Source organism: Duganella sp. OV510, assembly GCF_900100205.1.
In the GTDB taxonomy this organism is placed as follows: Bacteria; Pseudomonadota; Gammaproteobacteria; order Burkholderiales; family Burkholderiaceae_D; genus Rugamonas.
In genome coordinates, this window is the sequence record NZ_FNEQ01000002.1 from 248,128 (window position 1) to 271,264 (window position 23,137).

Annotated in this window: 23 protein-coding genes, 1 tRNA gene and 1 pseudogene; 12 read left to right on the top strand and 13 right to left on the bottom strand. The window is 62.3% G+C overall.

Features of this window, described 5'->3' with window-relative positions; genetic code table 11:
- Positions 1-35 precede the first annotated feature (35 nt).
- The 5 genes and pseudogenes from BLS51_RS08175 to BLS51_RS08195 all read left to right on the top strand — a co-directional run bounded on the left by BLS51_RS08175 (position 36) and on the right by BLS51_RS08195 (position 4,146).
- Positions 36-908: a DMT family transporter gene (locus BLS51_RS08175; RefSeq protein ID WP_090181753.1), complete on the top strand. Its 873-nt coding sequence runs from the start codon at positions 36-38 to the stop codon at positions 906-908.
- On the top strand, positions 905-1,843 hold the full coding sequence (locus BLS51_RS08180; protein ID WP_090181751.1) for a DNA-3-methyladenine glycosylase 2: 939 nt from the start codon (positions 905-907) through the stop codon (positions 1,841-1,843). The genes BLS51_RS08175 and BLS51_RS08180 overlap by 4 nt, the downstream gene beginning before the upstream one ends.
- Before the next feature lie 64 nt (positions 1,844-1,907).
- On the top strand, positions 1,908-2,732 hold the full coding sequence (locus BLS51_RS08185; protein ID WP_090181748.1) for a class I SAM-dependent methyltransferase: 825 nt from the start codon (positions 1,908-1,910) through the stop codon (positions 2,730-2,732).
- A 10-nt stretch (positions 2,733-2,742) separates the two neighbouring features.
- Positions 2,743-3,777: a MerR family transcriptional regulator gene (locus BLS51_RS08190; RefSeq protein ID WP_090181747.1), complete on the top strand. Its 1,035-nt coding sequence runs from the start codon at positions 2,743-2,745 to the stop codon at positions 3,775-3,777.
- Between the two features lie 46 nt (positions 3,778-3,823).
- Positions 3,824-4,146: pseudogene (locus BLS51_RS08195) on the top strand (DUF29 domain-containing protein).
- A gap of 22 nt (positions 4,147-4,168) precedes the next feature.
- On the opposite strand, the gene BLS51_RS08200 reads toward BLS51_RS08195, so the two are convergent.
- Positions 4,169-4,245, bottom strand: a tRNA-Met gene (locus tag BLS51_RS08200).
- A gap of 160 nt (positions 4,246-4,405) precedes the next feature.
- On the opposite strand from BLS51_RS08200, the gene BLS51_RS08205 reads away from it, so the two are divergent.
- From BLS51_RS08205 to BLS51_RS08230, 6 genes are all read left to right on the top strand, one after another.
- Complete coding sequence (locus tag BLS51_RS08205; protein WP_090181743.1) at positions 4,406-4,990, top strand: NUDIX hydrolase; 585 nt, start codon at positions 4,406-4,408, stop codon at positions 4,988-4,990.
- A gap of 10 nt (positions 4,991-5,000) precedes the next feature.
- Positions 5,001-5,729 carry a leucyl/phenylalanyl-tRNA--protein transferase gene (aat, locus tag BLS51_RS08210; protein ID WP_090181740.1) on the top strand — a complete coding sequence of 243 codons (729 nt, stop codon included), beginning with the start codon at positions 5,001-5,003 and terminating at the stop codon, positions 5,727-5,729.
- Between the two features lie 38 nt (positions 5,730-5,767).
- The gene (locus BLS51_RS08215) at positions 5,768-6,496 is read left to right on the top strand and encodes an arginyltransferase (RefSeq protein ID WP_090181736.1); all 729 of its coding nucleotides are present in this window, start codon (positions 5,768-5,770) and stop codon (positions 6,494-6,496) included.
- Between the two features lie 36 nt (positions 6,497-6,532).
- A complete protein-coding gene (locus BLS51_RS08220) occupies positions 6,533-7,570 on the top strand; it encodes a quinone-dependent dihydroorotate dehydrogenase (RefSeq protein ID WP_090181734.1) in 1,038 nt (345 codons plus the stop codon).
- Between the two features lie 11 nt (positions 7,571-7,581).
- Positions 7,582-8,631: an aldo/keto reductase gene (locus BLS51_RS08225; RefSeq protein ID WP_090181732.1), complete on the top strand. Its 1,050-nt coding sequence runs from the start codon at positions 7,582-7,584 to the stop codon at positions 8,629-8,631.
- A 192-nt stretch (positions 8,632-8,823) separates the two neighbouring features.
- Positions 8,824-11,163, top strand: a complete 2,340-nt coding sequence (locus BLS51_RS08230) for a TonB-dependent receptor plug domain-containing protein (protein ID WP_090181730.1) — start codon at positions 8,824-8,826, stop codon at positions 11,161-11,163.
- A 49-nt stretch (positions 11,164-11,212) separates the two neighbouring features.
- On the opposite strand, the gene BLS51_RS08235 is transcribed toward BLS51_RS08230, so the two are convergent.
- The 10 genes from BLS51_RS08235 to BLS51_RS08280 form a co-directional block, all read right to left on the bottom strand.
- On the bottom strand, positions 11,213-12,817 hold the full coding sequence (locus tag BLS51_RS08235) for a methyl-accepting chemotaxis protein (protein ID WP_090181728.1): 1,605 nt from the start codon (positions 12,815-12,817) through the stop codon (positions 11,213-11,215).
- Positions 12,818-12,943: 126 nt separating this feature from the next.
- Positions 12,944-13,876, bottom strand: a complete 933-nt coding sequence (locus BLS51_RS08240; RefSeq protein WP_090181726.1) for a CysB family HTH-type transcriptional regulator — start codon at positions 13,874-13,876, stop codon at positions 12,944-12,946.
- The gene (locus tag BLS51_RS08245; RefSeq protein ID WP_090181725.1) at positions 13,873-14,943 is read right to left on the bottom strand and encodes a sulfate/molybdate ABC transporter ATP-binding protein; all 1,071 of its coding nucleotides are present in this window, start codon (positions 14,941-14,943) and stop codon (positions 13,873-13,875) included. The genes BLS51_RS08240 and BLS51_RS08245 overlap by 4 nt, the downstream gene beginning before the upstream one ends.
- A gap of 4 nt (positions 14,944-14,947) precedes the next feature.
- Positions 14,948-15,847, bottom strand: coding sequence for a sulfate ABC transporter permease subunit CysW (gene cysW, locus BLS51_RS08250; RefSeq protein WP_090181723.1), 900 nt, complete (start codon positions 15,845-15,847; stop codon positions 14,948-14,950).
- 1 nt (position 15,848) lies between these two features.
- Complete coding sequence (gene cysT, locus BLS51_RS08255; protein WP_090181720.1) at positions 15,849-16,724, bottom strand: sulfate ABC transporter permease subunit CysT; 876 nt, start codon at positions 16,722-16,724, stop codon at positions 15,849-15,851.
- 95 nt (positions 16,725-16,819) lie between these two features.
- Positions 16,820-17,596, bottom strand: coding sequence for a sulfite exporter TauE/SafE family protein (locus BLS51_RS08260; protein WP_090181718.1), 777 nt, complete (start codon positions 17,594-17,596; stop codon positions 16,820-16,822).
- A 75-nt stretch (positions 17,597-17,671) separates the two neighbouring features.
- Positions 17,672-18,310, bottom strand: a complete 639-nt coding sequence (locus BLS51_RS08265) for a peroxiredoxin (protein ID WP_090181715.1) — start codon at positions 18,308-18,310, stop codon at positions 17,672-17,674.
- The gene (locus BLS51_RS08270) at positions 18,307-18,879 is read right to left on the bottom strand and encodes an RBBP9/YdeN family alpha/beta hydrolase (RefSeq protein WP_090181712.1); all 573 of its coding nucleotides are present in this window, start codon (positions 18,877-18,879) and stop codon (positions 18,307-18,309) included. The genes BLS51_RS08265 and BLS51_RS08270 overlap by 4 nt, the downstream gene beginning before the upstream one ends.
- A 15-nt stretch (positions 18,880-18,894) precedes the next feature.
- Positions 18,895-19,899 (bottom strand): sulfate ABC transporter substrate-binding protein, encoded by a 1,005-nt coding sequence (locus BLS51_RS08275; RefSeq protein ID WP_090181710.1) that lies wholly within the window; start codon positions 19,897-19,899, stop codon positions 18,895-18,897.
- 88 nt (positions 19,900-19,987) lie between these two features.
- Positions 19,988-20,374, bottom strand: a complete 387-nt coding sequence (locus tag BLS51_RS08280; protein ID WP_090181708.1) for a diacylglycerol kinase — start codon at positions 20,372-20,374, stop codon at positions 19,988-19,990.
- 104 nt (positions 20,375-20,478) lie between these two features.
- Between BLS51_RS08280 and BLS51_RS08285 the strand changes: the two genes are divergently transcribed.
- Complete coding sequence (locus BLS51_RS08285; RefSeq protein ID WP_090181706.1) at positions 20,479-21,258, top strand: IclR family transcriptional regulator; 780 nt, start codon at positions 20,479-20,481, stop codon at positions 21,256-21,258.
- Here the strand turns inward: BLS51_RS08285 and pbpG are convergent.
- Positions 21,240-22,310 carry a D-alanyl-D-alanine endopeptidase gene (pbpG, locus tag BLS51_RS08290; RefSeq protein WP_090181704.1) on the bottom strand — a complete coding sequence of 357 codons (1,071 nt, stop codon included), beginning with the start codon at positions 22,308-22,310 and terminating at the stop codon, positions 21,240-21,242. The genes BLS51_RS08285 and pbpG overlap by 19 nt on opposite strands.
- A 126-nt stretch (positions 22,311-22,436) precedes the next feature.
- Positions 22,437-23,132, bottom strand: a complete 696-nt coding sequence (locus BLS51_RS08295) for a nitroreductase (protein ID WP_090181702.1) — start codon at positions 23,130-23,132, stop codon at positions 22,437-22,439.
- Between the last annotated feature and the right edge of the window lie 5 nt (positions 23,133-23,137).

Below are 23,137 nucleotides of genomic sequence, written 5' to 3' on the forward strand. Positions count from 1 at the left end.
CATTCCGCACTGCCGCCTCACATTCTGGATTCCGCATGAGCACCGCCAACCTGTTACGCCTCATCCTGCTAGCCGCCATCTGGGGCGGCTCCTTCCTGTTCATGCGCATTGCCGCGCCTGTGCTGGGTGCCGCCGTGCTGATCGAATACCGCGTGCTGTTTGCCGCCATCTTCCTCGCCGTGGTTGGCCTGTTCCTGAAAAAGTCGCTGGACTGGAAACAGCACTGGAAGCACTACTTCATCCTTGGCCTGTTCAACTCCGCCCTGCCCTTTTTGATGTTCGCCTTCGCTGCGCGCACGCTGTCGGCTTCCGTGCTGGCGGTACTGAACGCCACCACGCCGCTGTGGGGCACCTTGATCGCGGCTGTCTGGTCGCGAACCATGGTCAGCGGCAAAGTGATGCTTGGCCTGCTGCTGGGCACTTGCGGCGTCTCGCTGCTGGTCGGCTTTGACCACGTCAGTTCCAAGCCGGGCGCCGGCATCGCGATTGCAGCGGTGCTGTTCGCCTCCTTCAATTACGGCATTGCCAGCAACTACGCCAGGCAGGCCAAGGCGGTCGAGCCATTCGCCAACGCGCACGGCTCGATGTGGGCGTCAGCGCTGATGGTGCTGCCGGTGGTGCCGTTCTTCCCGGCGCCGGGCGAGCACACTGTCGGCATCATGGGCGCAGTGATCGCGCTGGCGGTGCTGTGCAGTGGCGTCGCTTACCTGATCTACTTCCGCTTGATCCAGGACGTCGGCCCATCGTCGGCGCTTACGGTGACCTTCCTTAGCCCGCTGTTCGGCATTCTGTGGGGCGTGCTGTTCCTCGGCGAGACAGTCGGCTGGTACACCTTCGCCGGCGCCGCCATCGTCATCACCGGCACCGCGCTGGTCACCGGCTTCCGCTTCAGCAGGCGCGCCACATGAAGCCCTACGCGCTGGAACTGCCAGCAGACTATCGCCTGGATGACGTGCTGGCCTTCCACCGCCGCGACGCCGAAAGCATCGCCGAAGAAGTCAGCGCCGAACGCCTGCGCAAAGGCGTGCTGCTGGACGGCGTGCCCGTCGTGCTGGACATTGCGTTGCCGGTCACCGACGCGCCCGCGCGTGTCGGCACCTCCGCCCACGCAGACCACGCTGCGGCCTGCGCAAACATCGCTATCCACGCGGACGGCATGCTCAGCGCAGCGGGCCGCGAACAGGCAGGCGACGCGGCGCTGAACATCCTCGGCCTGCGCATCGACCCCGCACCATTTTATGCCTTCGTCAAAAAAGACAAACTGTTTGCCGCACTGGCACGCCGCCAGCCCGGTCTGCGCATCGTCCAGTCAGCCACGGTGTTTGAAGCGCTGACCTGGGCGATCATCGGCCAACAGATCAACCTCTCATTCGCCATCGCGCTGCGCCGCACCTTCATCCTGCAAGCTGGCCGCCAGCACAGCAGCGGCTTGTGGTGCTACCCGGACGCCAGCAGCGCCGCCGCATTGTCGGTGGACGACCTCGCCAGCCGAAAATTCTCGCGCGCCAAAGCCGAAACCCTGCTGCGCCTGGCCACGCTGGTTGCCGACGGCACGCTGCGGCTCGACCTTGCCGACGACAACAGCATCGAACAAATCTCCGCCGCGCTGCTGGCCGTCAAAGGCATCGGCCCATGGACCGTCAATTATGGCCTGCTGCGCGGCTACGGCTATGCCGACTGCTCGCTGCATGGCGACGTCGCCGTCCGTGCGGCGCTGCAAACGCTGCTCGGCGAAGAGGTCAAGCCGGACATCAAGCGCACCGAGGAAATCCTCGCCCGCTACAGCCCTCACCGCACCATGGCCGCCGCCCACCTGTGGGCCAGCCTCCACCCACGCGACTAAAAACCGCTTGAGCCTCACGCTACGTGAGGCTTTACGCTCTCCATCACATCAACCAGGAGAGCATATGCCACATCCCACCCCGCCCAAGCCCAGCGCCTGGATCACCGCCACCGCGCGCGCCGCGCACCAGCTGTACGACACACCACGCATCTTCGACGACCCGCTGGCATTGCGTATCCTCGGCGCCGAACGCGAAGCCGAACTACGCGCCGACGTCCAGCGCCAGCAACATCCACTGGCTGCCGCGATGCGCGCCACCATGGCCGTCCGCGCCCGTCTTGCCGAAGATAGCTGGCACACCGCGCAGCAAGAAGGCGTACAGCAATACGTCATCCTCGGCGCCGGCCTGGACACCTGCGCCTATCGCAGCCACAGTGCGCAAGTCTACGAAGTCGACCTGCCGGCCATGCGGCAATGGAAGCGCGACTGCCTGCGCGCCGCCGGCATCAGCGAACCGTCACACGCGCGCTACGTCGCCACCGACTTCACCGCCCCATCGCTGCTGGAAGACCTGCAGCAGGCCGGCTTCAACGCCGCGCTGCCCGCGTGCTTCTCGTGGCTGGGCGTCAGCATGTACCTGAAGCCGGATGTAGTCATGCGCACGCTCGGCGAGATCGCCGACTGCGCACTGGGCAGCAGCATCGTGTTCGACTACTGCGTACATCGCCAGCATCTCAGCGAACAGGAATGCGCGGGGCTAGACGTGATCGCCGCGTCGCTGGCCGCACAAGGTGAGCAACTGCACAGCAGCTTTGAACCGCAACTGCTGGAGCACATGCTGCGCCACTACGGCTACCGTCACATCGAACACTTCGGCGCGCCGCAGCTGGAGGCGCTTTATGGCGCAAAACTGAGCGGCATTTTCCGCCTGATCCGCGCCACGGTTTAAACTAGGCGGCATGGAAAAAACCGTACTTAAAATCGGCGCACTGGCCGCGCGCTCCGGCCTCACCGTGCGCGCGCTGCACCACTATGACGACATCGGCCTGCTGAAGCCATCGGCGCGCGCCGATTCCGGCTACCGTTTGTACAACCGCGACGACGTCGAACGCCTGCACAAGATCCAGGCGCTGCGCAAATTCGGCATGTCGCTGGCCGACATCGCCACCTTCCTCGCCAGCCCCGACGCGCCCTTTGCCGACGTGGTCTCGCAGCAGATCGCCGCCCTCGATCAGCAGATCAAACAAGCCAGCACGCTGCGCGAACAACTCACGCGCCTGCAACAACAAATGAACAGCGACCACGCGCCGGCACTGGAAAGCTGGATCGGCGCGCTGGAGCACATGAAATTATATGAACAGTATTTCACGCCGGAAGAATTGAAGCGGCTGCCGTTCTGGCAGCAGGAAGCACGTCGCAACGCTGTCTGGCGCGGCATGGTCGACGAGGTGAAAACACTGATAGCGCATGGCGTTCCTTTCAGCAGCGCGGAAGCCGGCGCGCTTGCCCTACGCTGGATGGAAACGCTGGAACACGATACCGCCGCCAACCCCGAGTTCGCGCGGCGCATGACGATAATGATGCAGGATGATCGCTTAAGCCAACGCCATTCACCGATTCCGCAGGATGTTCAGCAATACATCGGCGAGTCGTTCAACGAACGCAAGATGACCTTGTACGCAAAGTATTTAAACGCTGAGGAGATGCAGTACATCCGCGTCAACAGCCGCAAATATTTTCACGAATGGCTGGCCTTGCTGGTCAAGGTACACGCGCAGATGGAAAGCGGTGTCGCGGCGAACCATCCGGAAATGCAAGCGCTGGCGCGTGAATGGATGCGCCTGTTCCGTGCGCGTGCCGGTAGCCATCCTGACACCCAGTCACGCATCCGCCTCGCACACGAAAGCGAGCCGGAGCTGCTGAAAGGCACATGGGTCAGCCCGGCCACCCTCGCCTATATCCGTCAAGCCGTGGCCGCTTGCGAACAAGCTTGATCCAGCATAAAGTGAACTACCGATTCCCGCTCTACGATGGTGCCCTATGGACGATCATCTCAACAGCCGCTACGAAGCCGACGCCCTGATCTGGACCGACACCCAGATTGCCCTGCTGCGCGCAGGAAAATTCGATCAGCTGGATGTGGAGAACATCATTTCCGAGCTGGCGTATCAAGTGCGAAAAGACAAGCGCGAGGTGGCGACCCGCATCCGGCGGAAGATGCCTACCCCAAAGCCGTCAGGGATGCGGCCGAAGCAACACATCTGCCGATCTCGGCCTTCCCACCGACGATCCCATACACCACCGACCAATTACTTGACCGCAGTTTTTATCCCGGCAAAAACGAAAAAGCCGTTGAACCTTAACGGTATCAACGGCTTTAGAATTTGGTTGCGGGGACAGGATTTGAACCTGTGACCTTCGGGTTATGAGCCCGACGAGCTGCCAGACTGCTCCACCCCGCGTCTGTGCCGTTATTATAGGGCAAATCCCCCGCTTAGGCAATATCAATCCCAGAAAGAATCGCGATAGATCGAATAAATGCCGTGCCAACCCGTCCGCACGCATGCCGCGCAGGCGGCAATCGGTGTAAAGTAAGCATAAAACCGACCTGACCACTTGTTTATGAAATACTGTTCCGAATGCGCTTCCCCCGTCAGCCTCAGCATTCCGGCTGGCGATAACCGTCCCCGCTATGTGTGCGCCAACTGCGCCGCCATCCATTACCAGAATCCGAAAATGGTGCTGGGCTCGATCCCGGTATGGCAGCGCGACGGCGAACTGCAGGTATTGCTGTGCAAGCGCGCCATCGAACCGCGCTACGGCTACTGGACGCTGCCGGCCGGCTTCATGGAAAACAATGAGACCACCGCCGAAGCCGCGATCCGCGAAACCGAGGAAGAAGCTGGCGCCCATATCAAGCTTGGCAATCTGTTCACGCTGCTCAACGTCGCCCACGTCCACCAGGTGCATATGTTCTACCTGGCCGAACTGCTCGACCTTGATTTCCAGCCCGGCGAGGAAAGCCTGGAAGTCCAGCTGTTCAGCGAAAAGGACATTCCGTGGGACGACCTGGCCTTCCCCACCATCCGCACCACGCTGGAACTGTTCTTCGCCGACCGCATCAAGATCCGGGAAGGCGGCAGCTACGGCTTCCACACGCAGGACATCACACGCGCCATGCGCGCCGACATCGAACCGGCCGCGTGACGCATCCCCTATGATTCCGTGGCTCGACACCCACACGCCGTTTCCCGACGTCTCCGAAGCCTTGACGACGGACGCGCCCGGCCTGCTCGCGGCCGGCGCCGACCTGTCGCCGCAGCGCCTGCTGATGGCCTACAGGCGCGGCATCTTCCCGTGGTTCTCCGAAGGCCAGCCCATCCTGTGGTGGAGCACCGATCCGCGCATGGTGCTGATGACAGAAAACTTCCGCATCACGGATTCATTAAAGAAAACCTTGCGCAAAGTCCAACGCAGCATGGATGAAGGCGGCCGCTGGCAAGTGCGCTTCGACAGCGCCTTCGAGCAAGTGATGCGCGCCTGCGCCGCGCCACGCCGCGACGGCCCCGGCACCTGGATTTCGGAAGACATCATTGCCGGCTACACCGGCCTGCACCAGATGGGTTACGCCCACTCGGCCGAAGTGTGGCTGGATGGCGAACTGGTCGGCGGCGCCTACGGCGTCAGCATCGGCCGCATGTTCTACGGCGAATCGATGTTCGCGCGGGTCACGGACGGCTCGAAGATCGCCTTGTCCTACCTGGTGCGCTTCCTGCGCCAGCACGGCGTGCAGATGATCGATTGCCAACAGGAGACCGGCCACCTGGCCTCGCTGGGCGCAGCGCCGATCCCGCGCGCCGAATTCCTGGCGCATCTGCGCAACAGTATTGAGTTGCCGCAGATCACCGCATGGGAAGCGATTGCACCGCTGGCCCCGGCCAGTTAAGCTAACATAGAGACTCAACCAAAGCCGATAGGACGTGCATGACGTACCTGAACGACCTGCCTTTCGCGACGCTGCAGTTTTACACGACGGCGCCCTACCCTTGCAGCTACCTCGACGCCCGCCAGGCGCGCTCGCAGGTGGCGACGCCATCGCACCTGATCAACGCGGACGTCTACTCGGAGCTGGTCAAGAACGGCTTCCGCCGCAGCGGCATCTTTACTTATCGTCCATATTGCGACGGCTGCCAGGCGTGCATCCCGGTGCGCGTGGTGACCGACGAATTCAAGCCCAGCCGCACCCAGCGCCGCGCGTGGATGAAACATGGCGACCTGCGTGCCGGCGTCGCCACGCTGTCCTTCTCCGACGAGCATTACGATCTCTACCTGCGCTACCAGAGCAAGCGCCACGCCGGCGGCGGCATGGATCAGGACAGCCGCGACCAGTACGCGCAGTTCCTGCTGCAAAGCCGCGTCAACACGCGGCTGGTGGAATTCCGCGAGCCGGGCGGCACGCTGCGCATGGTCAGCATCATCGACGTGCTGTCGGACGGCCTGTCGTCGGTGTACACCTTCTTCGATCCGGACGTCGAGGGCGCGTCGTATGGCACCTTCAACGTGCTGTGGCAAATCGAACAAGCCCGTGAGCTCAAGCTGCCGTATGTCTACCTGGGCTACTGGATCAGGGAAAGCCCGAAAATGTCCTACAAAACCAACTTCAAGCCGCTGGAAGCGCGGGTAAAAGGCGTGTGGAGCGTGCTGGACGCCTGATAAAATACGGGCGAATTACACACCACACGCCCGCCCATGTCCAAATTCCTGTATTCCCTGGCCCGTCCGATGCTGTTCTCGATGGACGCCGAAGCCGCCCACCACTTCACCCTGCCCACCCTGAAACGCGCCGCCGCACTGGGCCTGACCAAGCTGGTCAGCCAGCCGCAGGCCGATCCGCGCACCGTGATGGGCATCACCTTCAAGAACCCGGTCGGCCTGGCTGCCGGCCTGGACAAGGACGGCGCCTACATCGACGCGCTGGCCGACCTCGGCTTCGGCTCGATCGAAGTCGGCACCGTGACGCCGCGCGCGCAGCCGGGCAATCCCAAGCCGCGCATGTTCCGCCTGCCGGAGGCGCACGCCATCATCAACCGCATGGGCTTCAACAACGGCGGCGTCGACGCCTTTGTCGCCAATGTGCAGGCTTCGCGCTTCTACCAGAACAAGGAAGGCGTGCTGGGCCTGAACATCGGCAAGAACGCCGCCACGCCAATCGAGAACGCCACGGACGACTACCTGCACTGCCTGCAGAAAGTCTATCCCTACGCCAGCTACGTCACCGTCAACATCTCGTCGCCCAACACCAAGAACCTGCGCCAGCTGCAAGGCGGCTCGGAACTGGACGGCCTGCTGAGCACGCTGAAGGACGCCCAGCTGCGCCTGGCCGACCAGCACCAGCGCTACGTGCCGCTGGCGCTGAAGATTGCACCGGACATGGACGGCGACCAGGTCAAGAATATCGCCGACGCACTGATACGCCACAAGATCGACGGCGTCATCGCCACCAACACCACGCTCAACCGCGACGCCGTCACCGGCATGCTGCATGGTGCGGAAGCGGGCGGCCTGTCGGGCGCGCCAGTGTTCCAGTTCTCCAACAACGTGATCCGTTTGCTGAAGGCCGAGCTGGGCGACGCATTGCCGATCATCGGCGTCGGCGGCATCATGCAGGGCGCCGATGCGCGCGTGAAAATGGAATGCGGTGCGCAGCTGGTGCAGCTGTACAGCGGCCTGATCTACGCCGGCCCGGCGCTGATCAAGGATTGCGCCGACGCCGTACGCGGCCGCTAACAGGAGTCCCGATGGACAAGGTACAACTGGGTAACAGCCACCTGAACGTCAGCAAGATCTGCCTTGGCAGCATGACCTGGGGCGAGCAGAACAGCGAAGCGGAAGCGCACGCGCAGCTCGACTACGCGTTCGAGCGCGGCATCAACTTCATCGACACGGCGGAAATGTACCCGGTGATGACGCGCGCGGAAACGCAGGGCGCGACCGAGCGCCACATCGGCAGCTGGCTGAAAAAGACCGGCCTGCGCGACCAGGTGGTGCTGGCCACCAAGGCCGCCGGGCCCAACGCCAGCATCGGCTGGATACGCGGCGGCCGCGCGCGCAACTTCGACGCCGCCAACCTGAAGGCGGCGGTGGACAGCAGCCTGCAGCGGCTGCAAACCGAGCATATCGATTTATACCAATTGCACTGGCCCAGCCGCAACGTGCCGGTGTTCGGCAACAATGTGTTCAATCCCAAGCACGAGCGCGCCTGTGTGCCGATCGAGGAAACGCTGGCCGCGCTGGACGACCTGATCAAGGCCGGCAAGATCGGCGCGATCGGCGTGTCGAACGAATCATGCTGGGGCGTCAACGAATTCATCAAGCAATCCGAGATGAACAGCCTGCCGCGCATCGCCACCATCCAGAACCTGTACAACCTGACCGCGCGCCACTACGAAACCAGCCTGCTGGACGAAACCTGCTACCGCGAGAACGTCAGCCTGCTGGCGTACAGCCCGCTGGCTTTCGGCCAGCTAACCGGCAAGTACATCGACGATGCGAAGGCGCATGGCCGCCTGACCATCTTCCCGTCCAACTGGAGCCCGCGCTACGTGCGTCCGGCCACGGTGGCGGCGGCGACACGCTACGCCCAGCTGGCGCGCGACAACGGCCTGACGCCAACGCAACTGGCGCTGGCCTGGTGCTACTCGCGCTGGTTTGTGGCCTCGACCATCATCGGCGCAACGAATCTGGAGCAGCTGAAGCACAACATCGACGCCTACGCTGTAGAGCTGCCGCTCGACCTCATCAAACAAGTCGACCAGATCCACGCCGAGATCACCAACCCCGGCCAATAAAAATCCGGGGTCAGTTCTGCCAAACGTACACGGGCTCAACTGCGTAGCAGTTGAGCCCGTGTACGTTTGGCAGAACTGACCCCGGATGCGACACGATATCTAAAACTTGAATATGATTAGTCATAACGATTAGTGGGCAGCATCAGCACCTGCTGATATGCTTTTTGCTATCCATACTTTAAGAGACAACCGATGTTACGTCCACTGCTGCTGACCAGCCTGATTTCCTCCATCGTCATCCCCGCGTTCGCCCAAGAGCAAGCTGTCGACGGTGAACTGCAATCCATCGTTGTGACCGGCACCTACGCCAAGAACCGCCGCACCATCGATACCGAATCGCCGGTCGACATCATCGGCGCGCGCGAGCTGCAAGCCAGCGGTTCGACCGAACTGGCCACCGTGCTGGGCCGCGTGCTGCCGTCGCTGAATTTCCCGCGCCCTTCCGGCGCCGATGCCTCCGACGCGGTGCGCCCGGCGCAGCTGCGCGGCCTGTCGCCGGACCAGGTGCTGGTGCTGGTCAATGGCAAGCGCCGCCATGCCTCGTCGGTGGTCAATGTCAACGGCACGCAGGGACGCGGCTCGGCGCCGGTTGACCTGAACGCGATCCCGCTGTCGGCCATCGACCATATCGAGGTGCTGCGTGACGGCGCCGCCGCCCAGTACGGCTCCGACGCTATTGCCGGTGTCATCAACATCATCCTGAAAAAAGGCGCGGCCGGTGGCGATGCCGAGATCGGTTTCGGCGAATACCAGGAGCGCGATGGCAAGCAAGTGTCGCTGCGCGGCTCCACCGGTTTCAACCTCGGCGACGATGGCTGGGTGCGCATCGCAGTCGACGCCGCCGACCGCGATCCGACCAACCGCGCCGGCGCCGACTACCGCTACCCGACCGATCCACGCTACGGCAAAGTCAACCAGCGCTTCGGCGATCCTGAAACCAAGCCGCGCGTGCTGTTCGTCAACGGCCAGTACCGCGTCAGCGACGATATCGACTGGTACGCCTTCGCCAACTACGGCCAGCGCGAAACCTCGGCGGCTGCCACCTGGCGCAGCTTCGGCCGCAGCAGCATCTTCCCGGAAGGCTTCCTGCCGCTGGAGAACAGCAAATCGACCGACACCTCGCTGGTGACCGGCCTGCGTGGCGAAGCCAGCGGCTGGCGCTGGGACCTGAGCGCCAACTACGGCAGCAATGAATTCAAGCTGGACCTGGACAATACCGTCAACCTGACGCTGGCGGACAAGAGCCCGACCCATTTCTACGCCGGCAAGCTGAAGAACACGCAAGCGCTGCTGAACTTCGACGTCGCCAGGGAACTCCCGATCGACGGCTTCAGCGGCCCGCTGACGGTGGCGCTGGGCGCCGAATACCGCCACGAGAAGTATGAGATCGGCGCCGGCGATGAAGCCTCGTACACCGGCAGCGGCGCGCAAGGCTTCTCCGGCTTCCGGCCGGTGAACGCTGGCAGCAACACTCGCCACAACGAATCGATCTATGCCAACTTCGAGGCCGAGATCACCAAGCAGTTCTCCGCCTCCGCCGCGCTGCGGCATGAACGCTACAGCGACTTCGGCAACACCACCTCGGCCAAGGCCTCGACCCGTTACGCCTTCAACGACGCGGTATCGCTGCGCGCCACGGCCTCGTCCGGCTTCCGCGCGCCGTCGCTGGCGCAGCAGTTCTACACCATCACCACCACCAATTTCTCGGTGGTCAACGGTGTCAACACGCCGATCGAAACCGGCACCTTCGCCGTCGGCAGCGCCGCAGCAGCAGCGCTGGGCGCGACTCCGCTGAAGGCCGAGAAAGCCCGCAACTACAGCCTCGGCCTGCAATTCCAGCCGAGCCGCAACTGGACCGCGTCGATCGACGCCTACCGCATCGACATCGACGACCGCATCGCGCTGTCAGCCAATATGACCTTGAACACGGCGCTGCAAAACACGCTGGCCGCGCAAGGCATCCTGGTTGGCGCCGGCCGCTACTTCACCAACGCCATCGACACCCGCACCACCGGCGTCGACATCCTCAGCACCTATCGCTGGGAGACGCGCGACGCCGGCCGCTTCGACTTCACCGCCGCCTACAACCACAACAAGACCTCGCTGGAGCATGTCAACGCCAACCCGGCGATCCTCAGCGCCAATAACCTGACCCTGATCGATCGCCAGACCATCAACCGCATCACCGTGGGTTCGCCGAAGGACAAGTTCAGCCTGGCGACCGACTGGTCATTGGCAAACTGGGGCGTGCGGGCGGTGGTCACGCGCTACGGCAGCTTCACTGTGCCGCAGAACAACCCGGTACAGGACCAGACTTACGATCCGCAATGGGTGCTGGACCTGTCGACCAGCGTCAAGCTGGGCAAGAACTGGCGCCTGACGGTGGGCATCGACAACGCCACCAACCGTTATCCGGACCAGGTCACGTCGGTGGCCAATCTGAACAACAACGGCATCAACCCGTATAGCGGCTGGGCGCCGAATGGCTTCAACGGCCGCTACTACTACGCCAAGGCCGGCTTCAGCTGGTAAAAACCCTCCCCCGCACGGCGGCCCGCCTCAACGCTCAACCCGGTGAGGCTCACGCCACCGCCAGCCGGCGCGCTGGTGGCTTGGCTGGCGGCGGGCTTCCCGCCAGCTTGAACACGCTGACCGCCTGCGCCAGCAAGTCCGCCTGGTCGCGCATGCTCTGCGCGGCAGCAGCAGCTTCCTCCACCAGCGCCGCATTCTGCTGCGTCACATCATCAATCGATACAATCGCCTGGTTCACCTGCTCAATGCCGGTGCTCTGCTCGCTGCTGGCGGCGCTGATCTGCTGCATGATCTCCGCCACCTGCCGCACCGACTGCACGATACTCTGCATGGTGCTGCCCGCCTGATCGACCAGCGCCGCGCCGGCATCCACCGTCTCCACCGAACGCCCGATCAACTCCTTGATCTCCTTGGCCGCCGAGGCCGAACGCTGCGCCAGGTTACGCACCTCGGACGCCACCACCGCAAAGCCTCGGCCCTGCTCGCCAGCGCGCGCAGCCTCCACCGCTGCATTCAAAGCGAGGATATTGGTCTGGAACGCAATCCCGTCGATCACGCTGATGATGTCGACGATCTTGCTGGAACTCTCCTTGATCGCTCCCATGGTCGTGACCACCTCGCCCACCACCTTGCCGCCCCTGGTCGCATAGTCGGACGCCGCCACCACCAGCTGCGTGGCCTGGCGCGCGTTCTCCGCATTCTGCGTCACGGTCGAGGTCAGCTCCTCCATCGACGACGCCGTCTCTTCCAGGCTGGACGCCTGCTGCTCGGTGCGCGACGACAAATCCATATTGCCGCTGGCAATCTCGTTCGACGCCGTGGCGATGGTGTCCGTGCCCGAGCGCACCTGCCCGACCGTGCGCGCCAGCGACGCATTCATGTCGATCAGCGCGCGCAGCAACTGGCCGGTTTCGTCGGTGGTGTGGCACTCCATGCGCATGGTCAGGTCGCCGCCGGCCACCGCCTGCGCCATGCCCACCGCGCGATTCAAAGGCTGGGTGATGCTGCGCGTAATCACAAACAGCACCCACGCCGCCAATGCAGCCGCCGCCACCGTCAGCAAAATCATCGTGGTGCGCGAACTGGCGTAGGATTGCTCGGCCACCGCAGCGGTTGCCTCCACCGCCGCCGTCTGATACTTGACCATCTCGGTCAGCGCATTCAGGTAAGCCGTCTGTTCCTTGCGCACCGTGGTCAGCAGATACTTGACGGACTCGTCGCGCCGGCTGGCATCCGGTGACATTTTCAGAAAAGCGCCCTGTACCACGGCGTATTTTTCGCGCGCATCCAGCACGGCTTGCAGCTTGGCGCTTCCCTGGGCATCGTTGTCGTCAGCAATCAGCTTGCCTAGCTTGTCGAGGCGCTCGCCATTTTCCACGCGGCGCTTCTCCACCCGTTCCAGTTCGGCCTTGACCACCGCCGGATCGGTCGACAGCATGGCGTTGCGCATGGCGCGGGCCACGTCGTTCAGACCGCCTATCGTTTCGTAAGCCAGGATGACCTTGGGAACCTTATCGACCGCCAGATCCTTGGTGTTGTCGTTCAGACGACCAAGCTTGGCGATGCCTTCGACGGAAATGCCGATCATGAAGATGATGGCCACGCCCAGACCAGCTGCCAGACGGTAGCCGATTTTCCAATTACCGAAACCCATGACGCGCTCCCCGGTGTTGGTGACAGGGATTCAGTATATGGTTATTCCGGCATGAAAATTAGAAAAAATGAATGACTGTTTTGCCGCCGCCACAGTCATGTAGCGGCGGCAATATCATCAACAGGATCAGGACAGTTCCCCGCCGTTGAGGGCGGCGTCAATGTCGGCACGGCTCAGGTCCGGCGCGAATTGCTGGATGAAATGGTAGGCATAGGAACGCAGATAAGCTCCCTTGCGGACTGCCAGTCGCGTGGTGTTCTGCGCGAACAGGTGCGACGCTTCCACCGCGCGCATGCCCTTGTCGCGGCCATGGTCAAACGCCATCGAGGCGACAATGCCCACGCCAAGGCCCAGCGACACATACTGCTTGATGACGTCCGAATCCATCGCGGTCAGCACGATGTCCGGGCGCACGCCGGCCTGCGCGAACGCGGCGTCGATGTGGCCGCGGCCGGTGAAGCCGACGTCATAGGTAATCAGCGGGAACTCGGCCAGGTCTTCCAGCCTGATCGGCGAGCGCGACAGCAGCGGGTGGCCGTCCGGCACCACGATCAAATGGCTCCAGCGGTAGCACGGGAAGGACACCAGGTCGGGGAACTGCGACAGGCCCTCGGTAGCGATGCCGATATCGGTCTTGCCGGACAAGATCCACTCGGCGATGTGCTCGGGCGCGCTCTGCTGCAGGGCGATGCGCACATCCGGATACGCGCTGCGGAAGCTCTGCACCACTTTCGGCAGCGCATAGCGCGCCTGCGTGTGGGTGGCTGCCACGCTCAGCGTGCCGCTTTGCTGGCCGGTGTATTCCAGGCTGGCCTGTTGCAGGTTCTCGGCCTCGATCAGCAGGCGGTCGATGATCTTCAGGATGCCCTTGCCCGGCTCGGTCATGCCGGTCAGGCGCTTGCCGTTGCGTTCGAAGATGACCACGCCCAGTTCGTCTTCCAGCTCGCGGATCTGGCGCGACACGCCAGGCTGCGAGGTGAACAGGGCATTTGCCACTTCGGTCAGGTTGTAGCCGCGACGCGCGGCTTCGCGGATGGACCGCAGCTGCTGGAAATTCATATGGATGCTCCTTCGTCAACGAACACGCGCACGCGCTTCGGACGGACTACCAGGGTTTCGCCCTCCTTCAGGCCGAGGCTGCTAAAGCGCTCGTTCGGAATGACGGCTTCGATCAGTTCGGCGTTGTCGCCGCGCTCCAGGTCTAGCTGTGCCAGCGGGCCGATCGCATGCGCGCGGCGCAGCTTGACCACGATGCCTTCGGCGCCCGGTGTGTAGCGGTCCACGTCCAGCTCGTGCGGACGCACATAGGCTGTGCCCTTGCCTGCCGCGCCTGGCTCGGCGGGCACGTTGAAACTGGTATCGCCGGTGGCCAGCACGCCATCCTGCACGCGGCCGTGGAAGACGTTGACGTTGCCGAGGAAGCCGTAGACAAACGGCGAGGCCGGGTGGTTGTACACCTCGTCCGGCGCGCCGATCTGTTCGACGTTCCCCTTGTTCATCAGCACCACCTGGTCGGCCACCTCCAATGCTTCTTCCTGGTCATGGGTGACGAAGATCGAGGTGACATGCAACTCATCGTGCAGGCGACGCAACCAGCGGCGCAGTTCCTTGCGCACCTTGGCGTCCAGCGCACCGAACGGCTCGTCCAGCAGCAGCACGCGCGGCTCGACCGCCAGCGCGCGCGCCAGCGCGATACGCTGACGCTGGCCGCCCGACAGTTGCGGTGGATAGCGGTCCGCCAGCCAATCCAGCTGCACCAGTTCCAGAAGGTCTTTCACCTTGCGGCGAATCTGCTCTTCCGACGGACGCTCGCTGCGTGGCTTGACGCGCAAGCCGAAAGCAACGTTCTCGAACACAGTCATGTGCTTGAACAGCGCGTAGTGCTGGAACACGAAACCAACCTGGCGTTCGCGCACATGGCGGTCCGACGCATCGTTCCCGTCGAGCACCACCTGGCCGGAATCCGGATGCTCCAGCCCGGCGATGCAACGCAGCAGCGTGGTCTTGCCGCAGCCCGACGGGCCCAGCAGCGCGGTCAGTTCGCCTTGCGGAAAATCCAGCGAGACATTATTGAGCGCGACGAAATCGCCGAAACGCTTGTTGATATTTTTAACTTGGATCGTCATGGTATTACTCCGAAGTACGTTTGTCGTCGGCGATGGACTCGTTCAGGCGCCAGGCGATAAAGGATTTCACCACCAGCGTCACCAGGGCCAGCAGCGCCAGCAGCGACGCCACGGCAAAGGCGGCGGCAAAGTTGTATTCGTTGTACAGAATCTCGACTTGCAGCGGCATGGTGTTGGTCTCGCCACGGATGTGGCCGGACACCACCGACACCGCGCCAAACTCGCCCATGGCGCGGGCGTTACACAGGATCACGCCATACAGCAGGCCCCACTTGATGTTGGGTAGCGTCACGCGGCGGAAAGTGTCCCAGCCGGACGCGCCCAGCACGATGGCGGCCTCTTCTTCTTCGCTGCCCTGCGCCTGCATCAGCGGGATCAGTTCGCGCGCCACAAACGGGAAGGTGACGAAGATGGTGGCCAGCACAATGCCCGGCACCGCGAACAGGATCTTGATGTCGTGTTCCATCAGCCACGGACCGAACCAGCCCTGCGCGCCGAACAGCAGCACGTAGATCAGGCCGGAGATCACCGGCGACACCGAGAACGGCAGGTCGATCAAGGTCAGCAGGAAGCTTTTGCCCCAGAATTCAAACTTGGCGATACACCACGATGCCGCCACGCCAAACACCAGGTTCAGCGGCACGGCGATGGCGGCGGTAATCAGCGTCAGCTTGATGGCCGAGATCGCATCTTCTTCGACGATGGCGGTGACGTAGGCATCCCAGCCTTTTTTCAGCGCCTCGAAGAACACTGCCACCAGCGGTATGAACAGGAACAGCGTCAGGAACAGCAGCGCGATGGCAACCAGCACGCCGCGCACCCAGCGCGGTTCCAGGATATCGGCCTTCGACGGCAGTTCGCCGCGACGGACTTGCGTAACAGGTGTCACAGGAGCTCCACTCATCTTATTTCCCCGACTTTCCGCGCGCCCAGGCTTGCAACAGGTTGATGGCCAACAGCAGAATGAAGGACACCACCAGCATCACCAGTGCAATCGCGGTGGCGCCGGCATAGTCGTACTGCTCCAGCTTGGTAATAATGAACAGCGGCGTGATTTCCGACACCATCGGCATATTGCCGGCGATGAAAATCACCGAACCGAACTCGCCGGTGGCGCGCGCGAAGGCCAGCGCAAAGCCTGTCATCAGCGACGGCAGGATGGTCGGGAACACCACGCGCGAAAAGGTCTGCCAGGCGTTGGCGCCCAGGCTGGCGGCAGCCTCTTCCAGCTCACGCTCGGCGTCCTCCAGCACCGGCTGCACGGTCCGCACGACAAACGGCAGGCCGATGAAGGTCAATGCGATCACCACGCCCAGCGGCGTGAACGCCACCTTGATACCGAGGTAGCCTTCGATGAACTGGCCCAGCCAGCCGTTGGCCGAATACAGCGCGGTCAGCGTGATGCCGGCCACGGCGGTCGGCAGCGCGAATGGCAGGTCGACCAGCGCATCAACGATGCGCTTGCCGGGAAATTCATAGCGCACCAGCACCCAGGCGACGATGCCGCCGAAGATGACGTTGATGAAGGCGCCGATCAGCGAGGCGCCAAACGTCAGCTTGTAGGAAGCCATCACGCGTGCCGACGTCACCGTGGTCCAGAACGAATCCCAGGTCAGGGTGAACGTTTTCAGAAATACGGCCGACAGCGGGATCAGCACGATCAGCGTCAGGTAGAAAATGGTGAAGCCCAGCGACAGCCGGAATCCCGGCATAACGCGGAATGGCGCGCCCCGTTTGGCCACTGGCGTGGCGGCTGCGGACGCTGCAAGAACAGCAGACATGGATGCTCCCTTATTACAAAACCTTCTATAAGGGCTGCATGTTCTCATCAATGCCTCATAATACAAACGAAGCATTAGTCATTTGATTAGATGATTCAGCTATATACCAGCTTGACCGCCACAGCAACGAGCGTTACCGCGAGGATAGCGCGCAACAGGCGCTCGGGTACGGCGCGGGCGGCGTAAGCGCCCAGGGTGATGCCGGGCACCGACCCGACCAGCAAGGTCAGCAGCAGAGTCCAGTTGATCGAGCCCAGCCACCAGTGGCCGACGGCAGCAATCGCGGTCAGCGGCACGGCGTAGGCGATGTCGGTGCCGGCCACTTCTGCGGCCGTCAGGCGCGGATAGAGCATCACCAGCACGGTGGCGCCAATCGCGCCAGCGCCGATCGAGGAAATCGTCACCAACACGCCCAGCACAGCACCGGTGAAGACAGTGGCGTTGCGCAGCGCCCCGCCCTGAAGTTGCCGCTCGGGATGGGCGGTGATCCAGGCCAGCATCTTGCGCTTGAATAGCAAGGCCACGACGGTCAGCATCACCGAGCCGGCAATCGTGTAGCGGATGATCTGGCCCATCTGGTGGCTGAGGGTGCCGAAATGGCTGAGCGCCACGCTGGCCAGCAAGGCGGCCGGCAACGCGCCGAGGCACAGGCGGCCGACGATGTCCCAGTGGACCGTGCCGCGCAAACGATGGGTGAAGGTGCCGACGCCCTTGGTCAGCGAGGCAAATGCCAGGTCGGTGCCAACGGCCACGGCAGGCGTGACGCCAAACATCAAGGTCAGTAGCGGCGTCATCAGCGAGCCGCCGCCGACGCCGGTCATGCCGACCAGCAGGCCAACCCCAAATCCTGACGCAACAAACTGGACATCCATAAAGTTTCCCTAAAGTAGGAGGCCCGAAGGTTACCTATTCCAGGGAAAGATCCAAACAACGGAAAACTTATAAGCTTATTTGTTCGGTTGCGGGGTGACGCGCAGATACGGACGCTCGGCGGTAAAGCCTTTCGGGTATTTCTGCTTCAGCACTTCCGGGTCTTGCACGGTCAGCGGGATGATGACGTCATCGCCATCTTTCCAGTTGCCTGGCGTGGCTACCGTGTAACCGTCGGTCAGTTGCAGTGCATCGATGACGCGCAGCACTTCGTCGAAGTTGCGGCCGGTGCTCATCGGATAGGTGATGGTCAGACGCACTTTCTTGTTCGGATCAATGACGAACAGCGAACGCACGGTGGCGGTGGCCGACGCTTCCGGGTGGATCATGTCGTACAAGGTCGATACCTTGCGGTCGGCATCGGCAACGATCGGGAAACCCACCACGGTCTTCTGTGTTTCCTCGATATCCTTGATCCAGTTCTTGTGCGATTCAGCCGGGTCGACCGACAGCGCAATCGCTTTCACATTGCGCTTGTCAAATTCCGGTTTCAGCTTGGCGGTCAGGCCCAGCTCGGTGGTGCAGACCGGCGTAAAGTCGGCCGGGTGCGAGAACAGCACCACCCACGAATTGCCAGCCCATTCATGGAACTTCAGTGGGCCGATGGAAGAGTCTTGTTCGAAATCGGGCGCGGTATCGCCCAGACGGATGGTCATGGTAGGGTCTCCAGGGTAGAAAAGGTCACGCCATTGTGCGCTTGCTCTGCCAGAAAATACAAGGTTTCCAGCCCTTCGGGCCAGTCGCCCAAGCCGGACTCCGCATTGATGTGACCGAGCGGCCCGCCGTTGATGAAGCGGCTTTGCCAGCGGCGTGCCCACAACGCGGCACGCGGGGCCGCCATCCACGGATCGTTGGTGCTGCCGACCATGATCGACGGCACCGGCAACGCTTGCTGCGGCAGCAGTGAGGCCACGTTGAACTTGTCCGGATCGGCGGGCGCCACCAGCAGCACGCCCACCACGTTTTCCGGATCGCGCGCCACGCTGTGCACGGTGGCCAGCGCGCCGAAGCTGTGGCCGACGATCAGCGTGGGACGCGGATCGCGCTGGCGCAACTGGTCCACCCTGGCCGACCAGCGCGGCAGGTCCGGGGCTTCCCAATCATCCTGCTGCACCCGCTCGAAAGCGGGGAACAGGCGTTGCCAGCGGCTTTGCCAATGATCCGGTCCGCTGTTATGCAGACCGGGCGCAATCAACACGCGAAACTGTTCAAAGGCGCTGGTCATAAGTTGCTTCCGTACTTACTTGCTAGGCTGGTAGATCTGGTCGAACAGGCCGCCGTCGGCAAAGTGGGCCTTCTGTGCCTTGGTCCAGCCGCCGGCCACTTCCGCGATGGTGAACAGCTTCACGTTCGGGAATTGCGACGCGTATTTCTTGGCTGCTTTCTCGGTGGCTGGACGGTAGTAGTTCTTGGCGATGATGTCCTGCGCTTCATCGGTGTACAGGAAGTTCAGGTAAGCCTCGGCCACCTTGCGGGTGCCGCGCTTGTCGACCACTTTGTCGACCACAGCCACTGGCGGTTCGGCCAGGATCGATACCGACGGCGCGACGATGTCGAACTTGGTCGGGCCCAGTTCCTTGATCGCCAGCAGCGCTTCGTTTTCCCAGGCGATCAGCACGTCACCAATGCCGCGTTCGACGAAGGTGGTGGTGGCGCCGCGCGCGCCGGAATCCAGCACCGGCACGTTCTTGTACAGCTTGGTCAGGTATTCCTTGGCGGTGGCTTCGCTGCCGCCGGGCTGGCGCAGCGCGTAGCCATAGGCGGCCAGGTGGTTCCAGCGCGCACCGCCTGAGGTTTTTGGATTCGGGGTGATCACCGACACGCCTGGCTTGACCAGGTCAGCCCAGTCCTTGATGCCCTTGGGATTGCCCTTGCGGACCAGGAACACGATGGTTGAAGTGTATGGGGTGCTGTTGTGCGGCAGCTTCTTCTGCCATTCAGGCGTCAGCAGCTTGTGTTCGGCGATGGCGTCGATGTCGTAGGCCAGCGCCAGCGAAACGACGTCGGCTTCCAGGCCGTCGATCACAGCGCGGCCTTGTTTGCCCGAACCGCCGTGCGACTGCTTGATCTTGACGTTGTCGCCGGTTTTGGCTTTCCACTCTTTGGCGAATGCGGTGTTGACGTCCTGGTACAGCTCGCGGGTCGGGTCGTACGACACGTTCAGCAGCGAAATGTCCGCAGCCAGGGCTGGGGCGATGGCGGTAACAGCGAGAACGGCAGCAGCAATAATTTTTTTGGACAGCATTTGATTCCCCTAGTAGTGAAGGTCTCCAGATTAATGCTGTCCTTTATAAATGAGAACTAAGCTTTTATCAGTTCTATATACCGGAAAATCATATGAACCTGTTATACAGGACCACCGCCCAGGTGGCGATCGCCAGCAAACAGGTCAGCAACACCGCCGCGCTGCCGAAATCCTTGGCGTTCTTCGATAAAGGATGGCGTTCCAGCGACACCCGGTCCACCACCGCCTCGATCGAGGAGTTAATCAGTTCGACGATCAGTATCAGCAGCAACACGCCGATCAGCACCAGCTTTTCAAACGCCGACACCTTCAGCAGCAGCGCGATGACCACGCCCACCGCGAACACGCTGACCTCCTGGCGGAAGGCGTGTTCATTCTGCCACGCCGCGCGGAAACCATCTAATGAGTAGCGAAACGCCGTGTAAATCCGCTTGAGGCCGCTCTTGCTCTTGAATTCGCTGACAGGTTGTTCCATGGTAGCTGTGGTAATCGTCAATAGCATATTATGCATGGAATTCCGCTTTTTTCCACATTATGGTATAAATCAATTATCGAATTCCGCATTGCACCAACCACATCATGAAAATCGAAACCGTTCCCGAGCAAAAGACCACTATCCAGGTGATCGAGCGCATGGTGGCGCTGCTCGATGCCCTGGCCAAGTATCCCGATCCCGTCAGCCTCAAGGAATTGTCCAAGGTCTCGGGGCTACACCCTTCCACCGCCCACCGGATTCTGAACGACATGGTGGTCACCCGCTTTGTCGACCGGGTCGAGCCTGGCACCTACCGGCTCGGCATGCGGCTGCTGGAACTGGGCAATGTGGTCAAGAGCCGGCTGTCGGTGCGCGAAGCGGCGCTGGACTTTATGCGTGCACTGCACAAAAAAACCCAGCAAACCATCAACCTGTCCGTGCGCCAGGGCGACGAGATCGTCTACATCGACCGTGCCTTCTCGGAGCGCTCGGGCATGCAGGTGGTGCGCGCCATCGGCGGCCGCGGCCCGCTGCACCTGACCTCGACCGGCAAGCTGTTCCTGTCGGTGGACGAGCCGAAAGCCATCCGCGCGTATGCCACGCGCACCGGCCTCGCCGGGCACAACAAGAACTCGATTACTGATCTGGGCAAGCTGGAACGCGAGCTGAGCCTGGTGAAGTCGCGCGGCTACTCGCGGGATAATGAAGAGCTGGAACTAGGCGTGCGCTGCATGGCTGCCGGCATCTATGACGATGGCGGCAAGCTGATTGCCGGGCTGTCGATCTCGGCGCCGGCCGACCGTCTGCAGGAAGACTGGCTGGAAGACCTGGTGCTGACTGCGCGCCAGATCTCCGTCACCCTCGGTTACATCCCGGTCGAATAAGGCGCGCTGGTCACGCCGCCGCCCACCAGGCTGGCCGGGCGCAGCGCTTCCAGCCATTTGCGCATGCGGCCGGCGTCGGCCGTCCGCGATTGCTTGCCCTTGGAATCCAGGAACACCATGATCACCGAGCGGCCTTCGATCACCGCCTGCATCAGCAGGCAGCGTCCCGCCTCATTGATAAAGCCGGTTTTCTGCAAGCCGATCGCCCAGTCCGGGCTGGCCACCAGGTGGTTGGTGGTGCCAAACTGCATCGGACGGCCATTGCTGGTTTCCACGATGGCTTTCGGATCGGTGGAGAACTGGCGCAGCATCGGCTGCTGATACGCCGCCATCGCCAGCTTGGCAAGGTCGCGCGCGCTGGCCACATTCATTTTCGACAGGCCGTTGGAATCGACGTAGTGCGTGTCGCTCATACCCAACTCGCGCGCCTTGGCGTTCATCGCTTCCACAAAGGCTGGCCTGCCGCCTGGATAGTTGCGGCCCAGCGCCGAAGCGGCGCGGTTTTCCGAACTCATCAGCGCGATGTGCAGCATGCTGGCGCGGCTCATCTGCGTGCCGACCTTCAGGCGCGAGCTGCTGAATTTTTCGCGGTCGACGTCCTCATCGGTGACGGTGAGGATTTCGTCCATGTCCTGCTTGGCTTCCACCACGATCAGGCCGGTCATCATCTTGGTGATGGAGGCGATCGGCAGGGCGACATTGGAATTCTTCTCGAACAGCACTTCCGAGTTGGCCTGATCCAGCACCAGCGCCACGTTGGAGGCCAGCGACAGCGGATCATTGGTTTTGTTCAGGCCGGCGAGATCGCCCATGGTCGGCGCCGCTGGCGCGGCAGCCAGCACACGCTGGTACACCACCTTGCGCTTGCCATTGACCTTGATCACACGCTTGACCACGCGGTCGCTGGCGTCAGCGGCGGCAACGCGCACCGGTTGGCGCTTCTTCAGCACCAGTTTTTTGGGCGCGGCGCCGCTTTTGTCAGTTGCCGGTGCAGCAATCGCTGCAGAGGCAAACATCAGCGAAATCAGCGCGCTTAATGCGATTTTAACCATTCGTATCCCCAAAAAAGTTCACCAAACCGGTTGCAGTGTAGCAAAACGCTGAGCCAGCGCAAGCAAATTTAACACTCGCAGCATCAATGGTTGTGTCCGCGCAATATAGGAAAAAACAAGGTAGTCCTAATCGACAAATTTAACAAATTCTTCGAGCGCCATGCGCTCAGTGACAAGAGAGTTTTCGATCTTGCTCAAATCTGCAACACCGAGCGCCATGCCGCACACCACGGTTTCGCTGTCCGGCAGCGCCAACTGGGCGGCGATGATGCGGTGATATTGGGTAAAAGCTGCTTGTGGACAGGTATCCAGGCCGCGTCCACGCGCGGCCACCATGATGTTCTGCAGGAACATGCCGTAGTCCAGCCACGAGCCCTGCTCCATGATGCGGTCGATGGTGAAAATCAGGCCGACTGGTGCGCCGAAGAAATCGTAGTTCTTGCCGTGCTGCGCGGCCATGCCAGCCTTGTTGTCGCGCGTCAGCCCGAGCAGCGCGTATAAATCCCAGCCCACCTTGCGGCGGCGGTCGATATACGGCGACACCCATTCCTGCGGATAGTAGGCGTATTCTTCCTGATGCTGTTGCGCCTGCCCTGGATCGTTATGTGCGGCCAGAATCGCCGATGTCAACTGCTGCTTTCTTTCGCCTTGCAGCACATAGACTTTCCACGGCTGCGTATTGGTGCCGGACGGCGCCCTGCCCGCCACCTGCAAAATCTGCTCGATGTCTTCGCGCGCCACCGGCGTCGGCAAATACGCGCGGATCGAGCGGCGCGTCGTGATGGCGGCGTCAACAGCCTGCTGTTCGGCAGTAGAAATCATGCGTT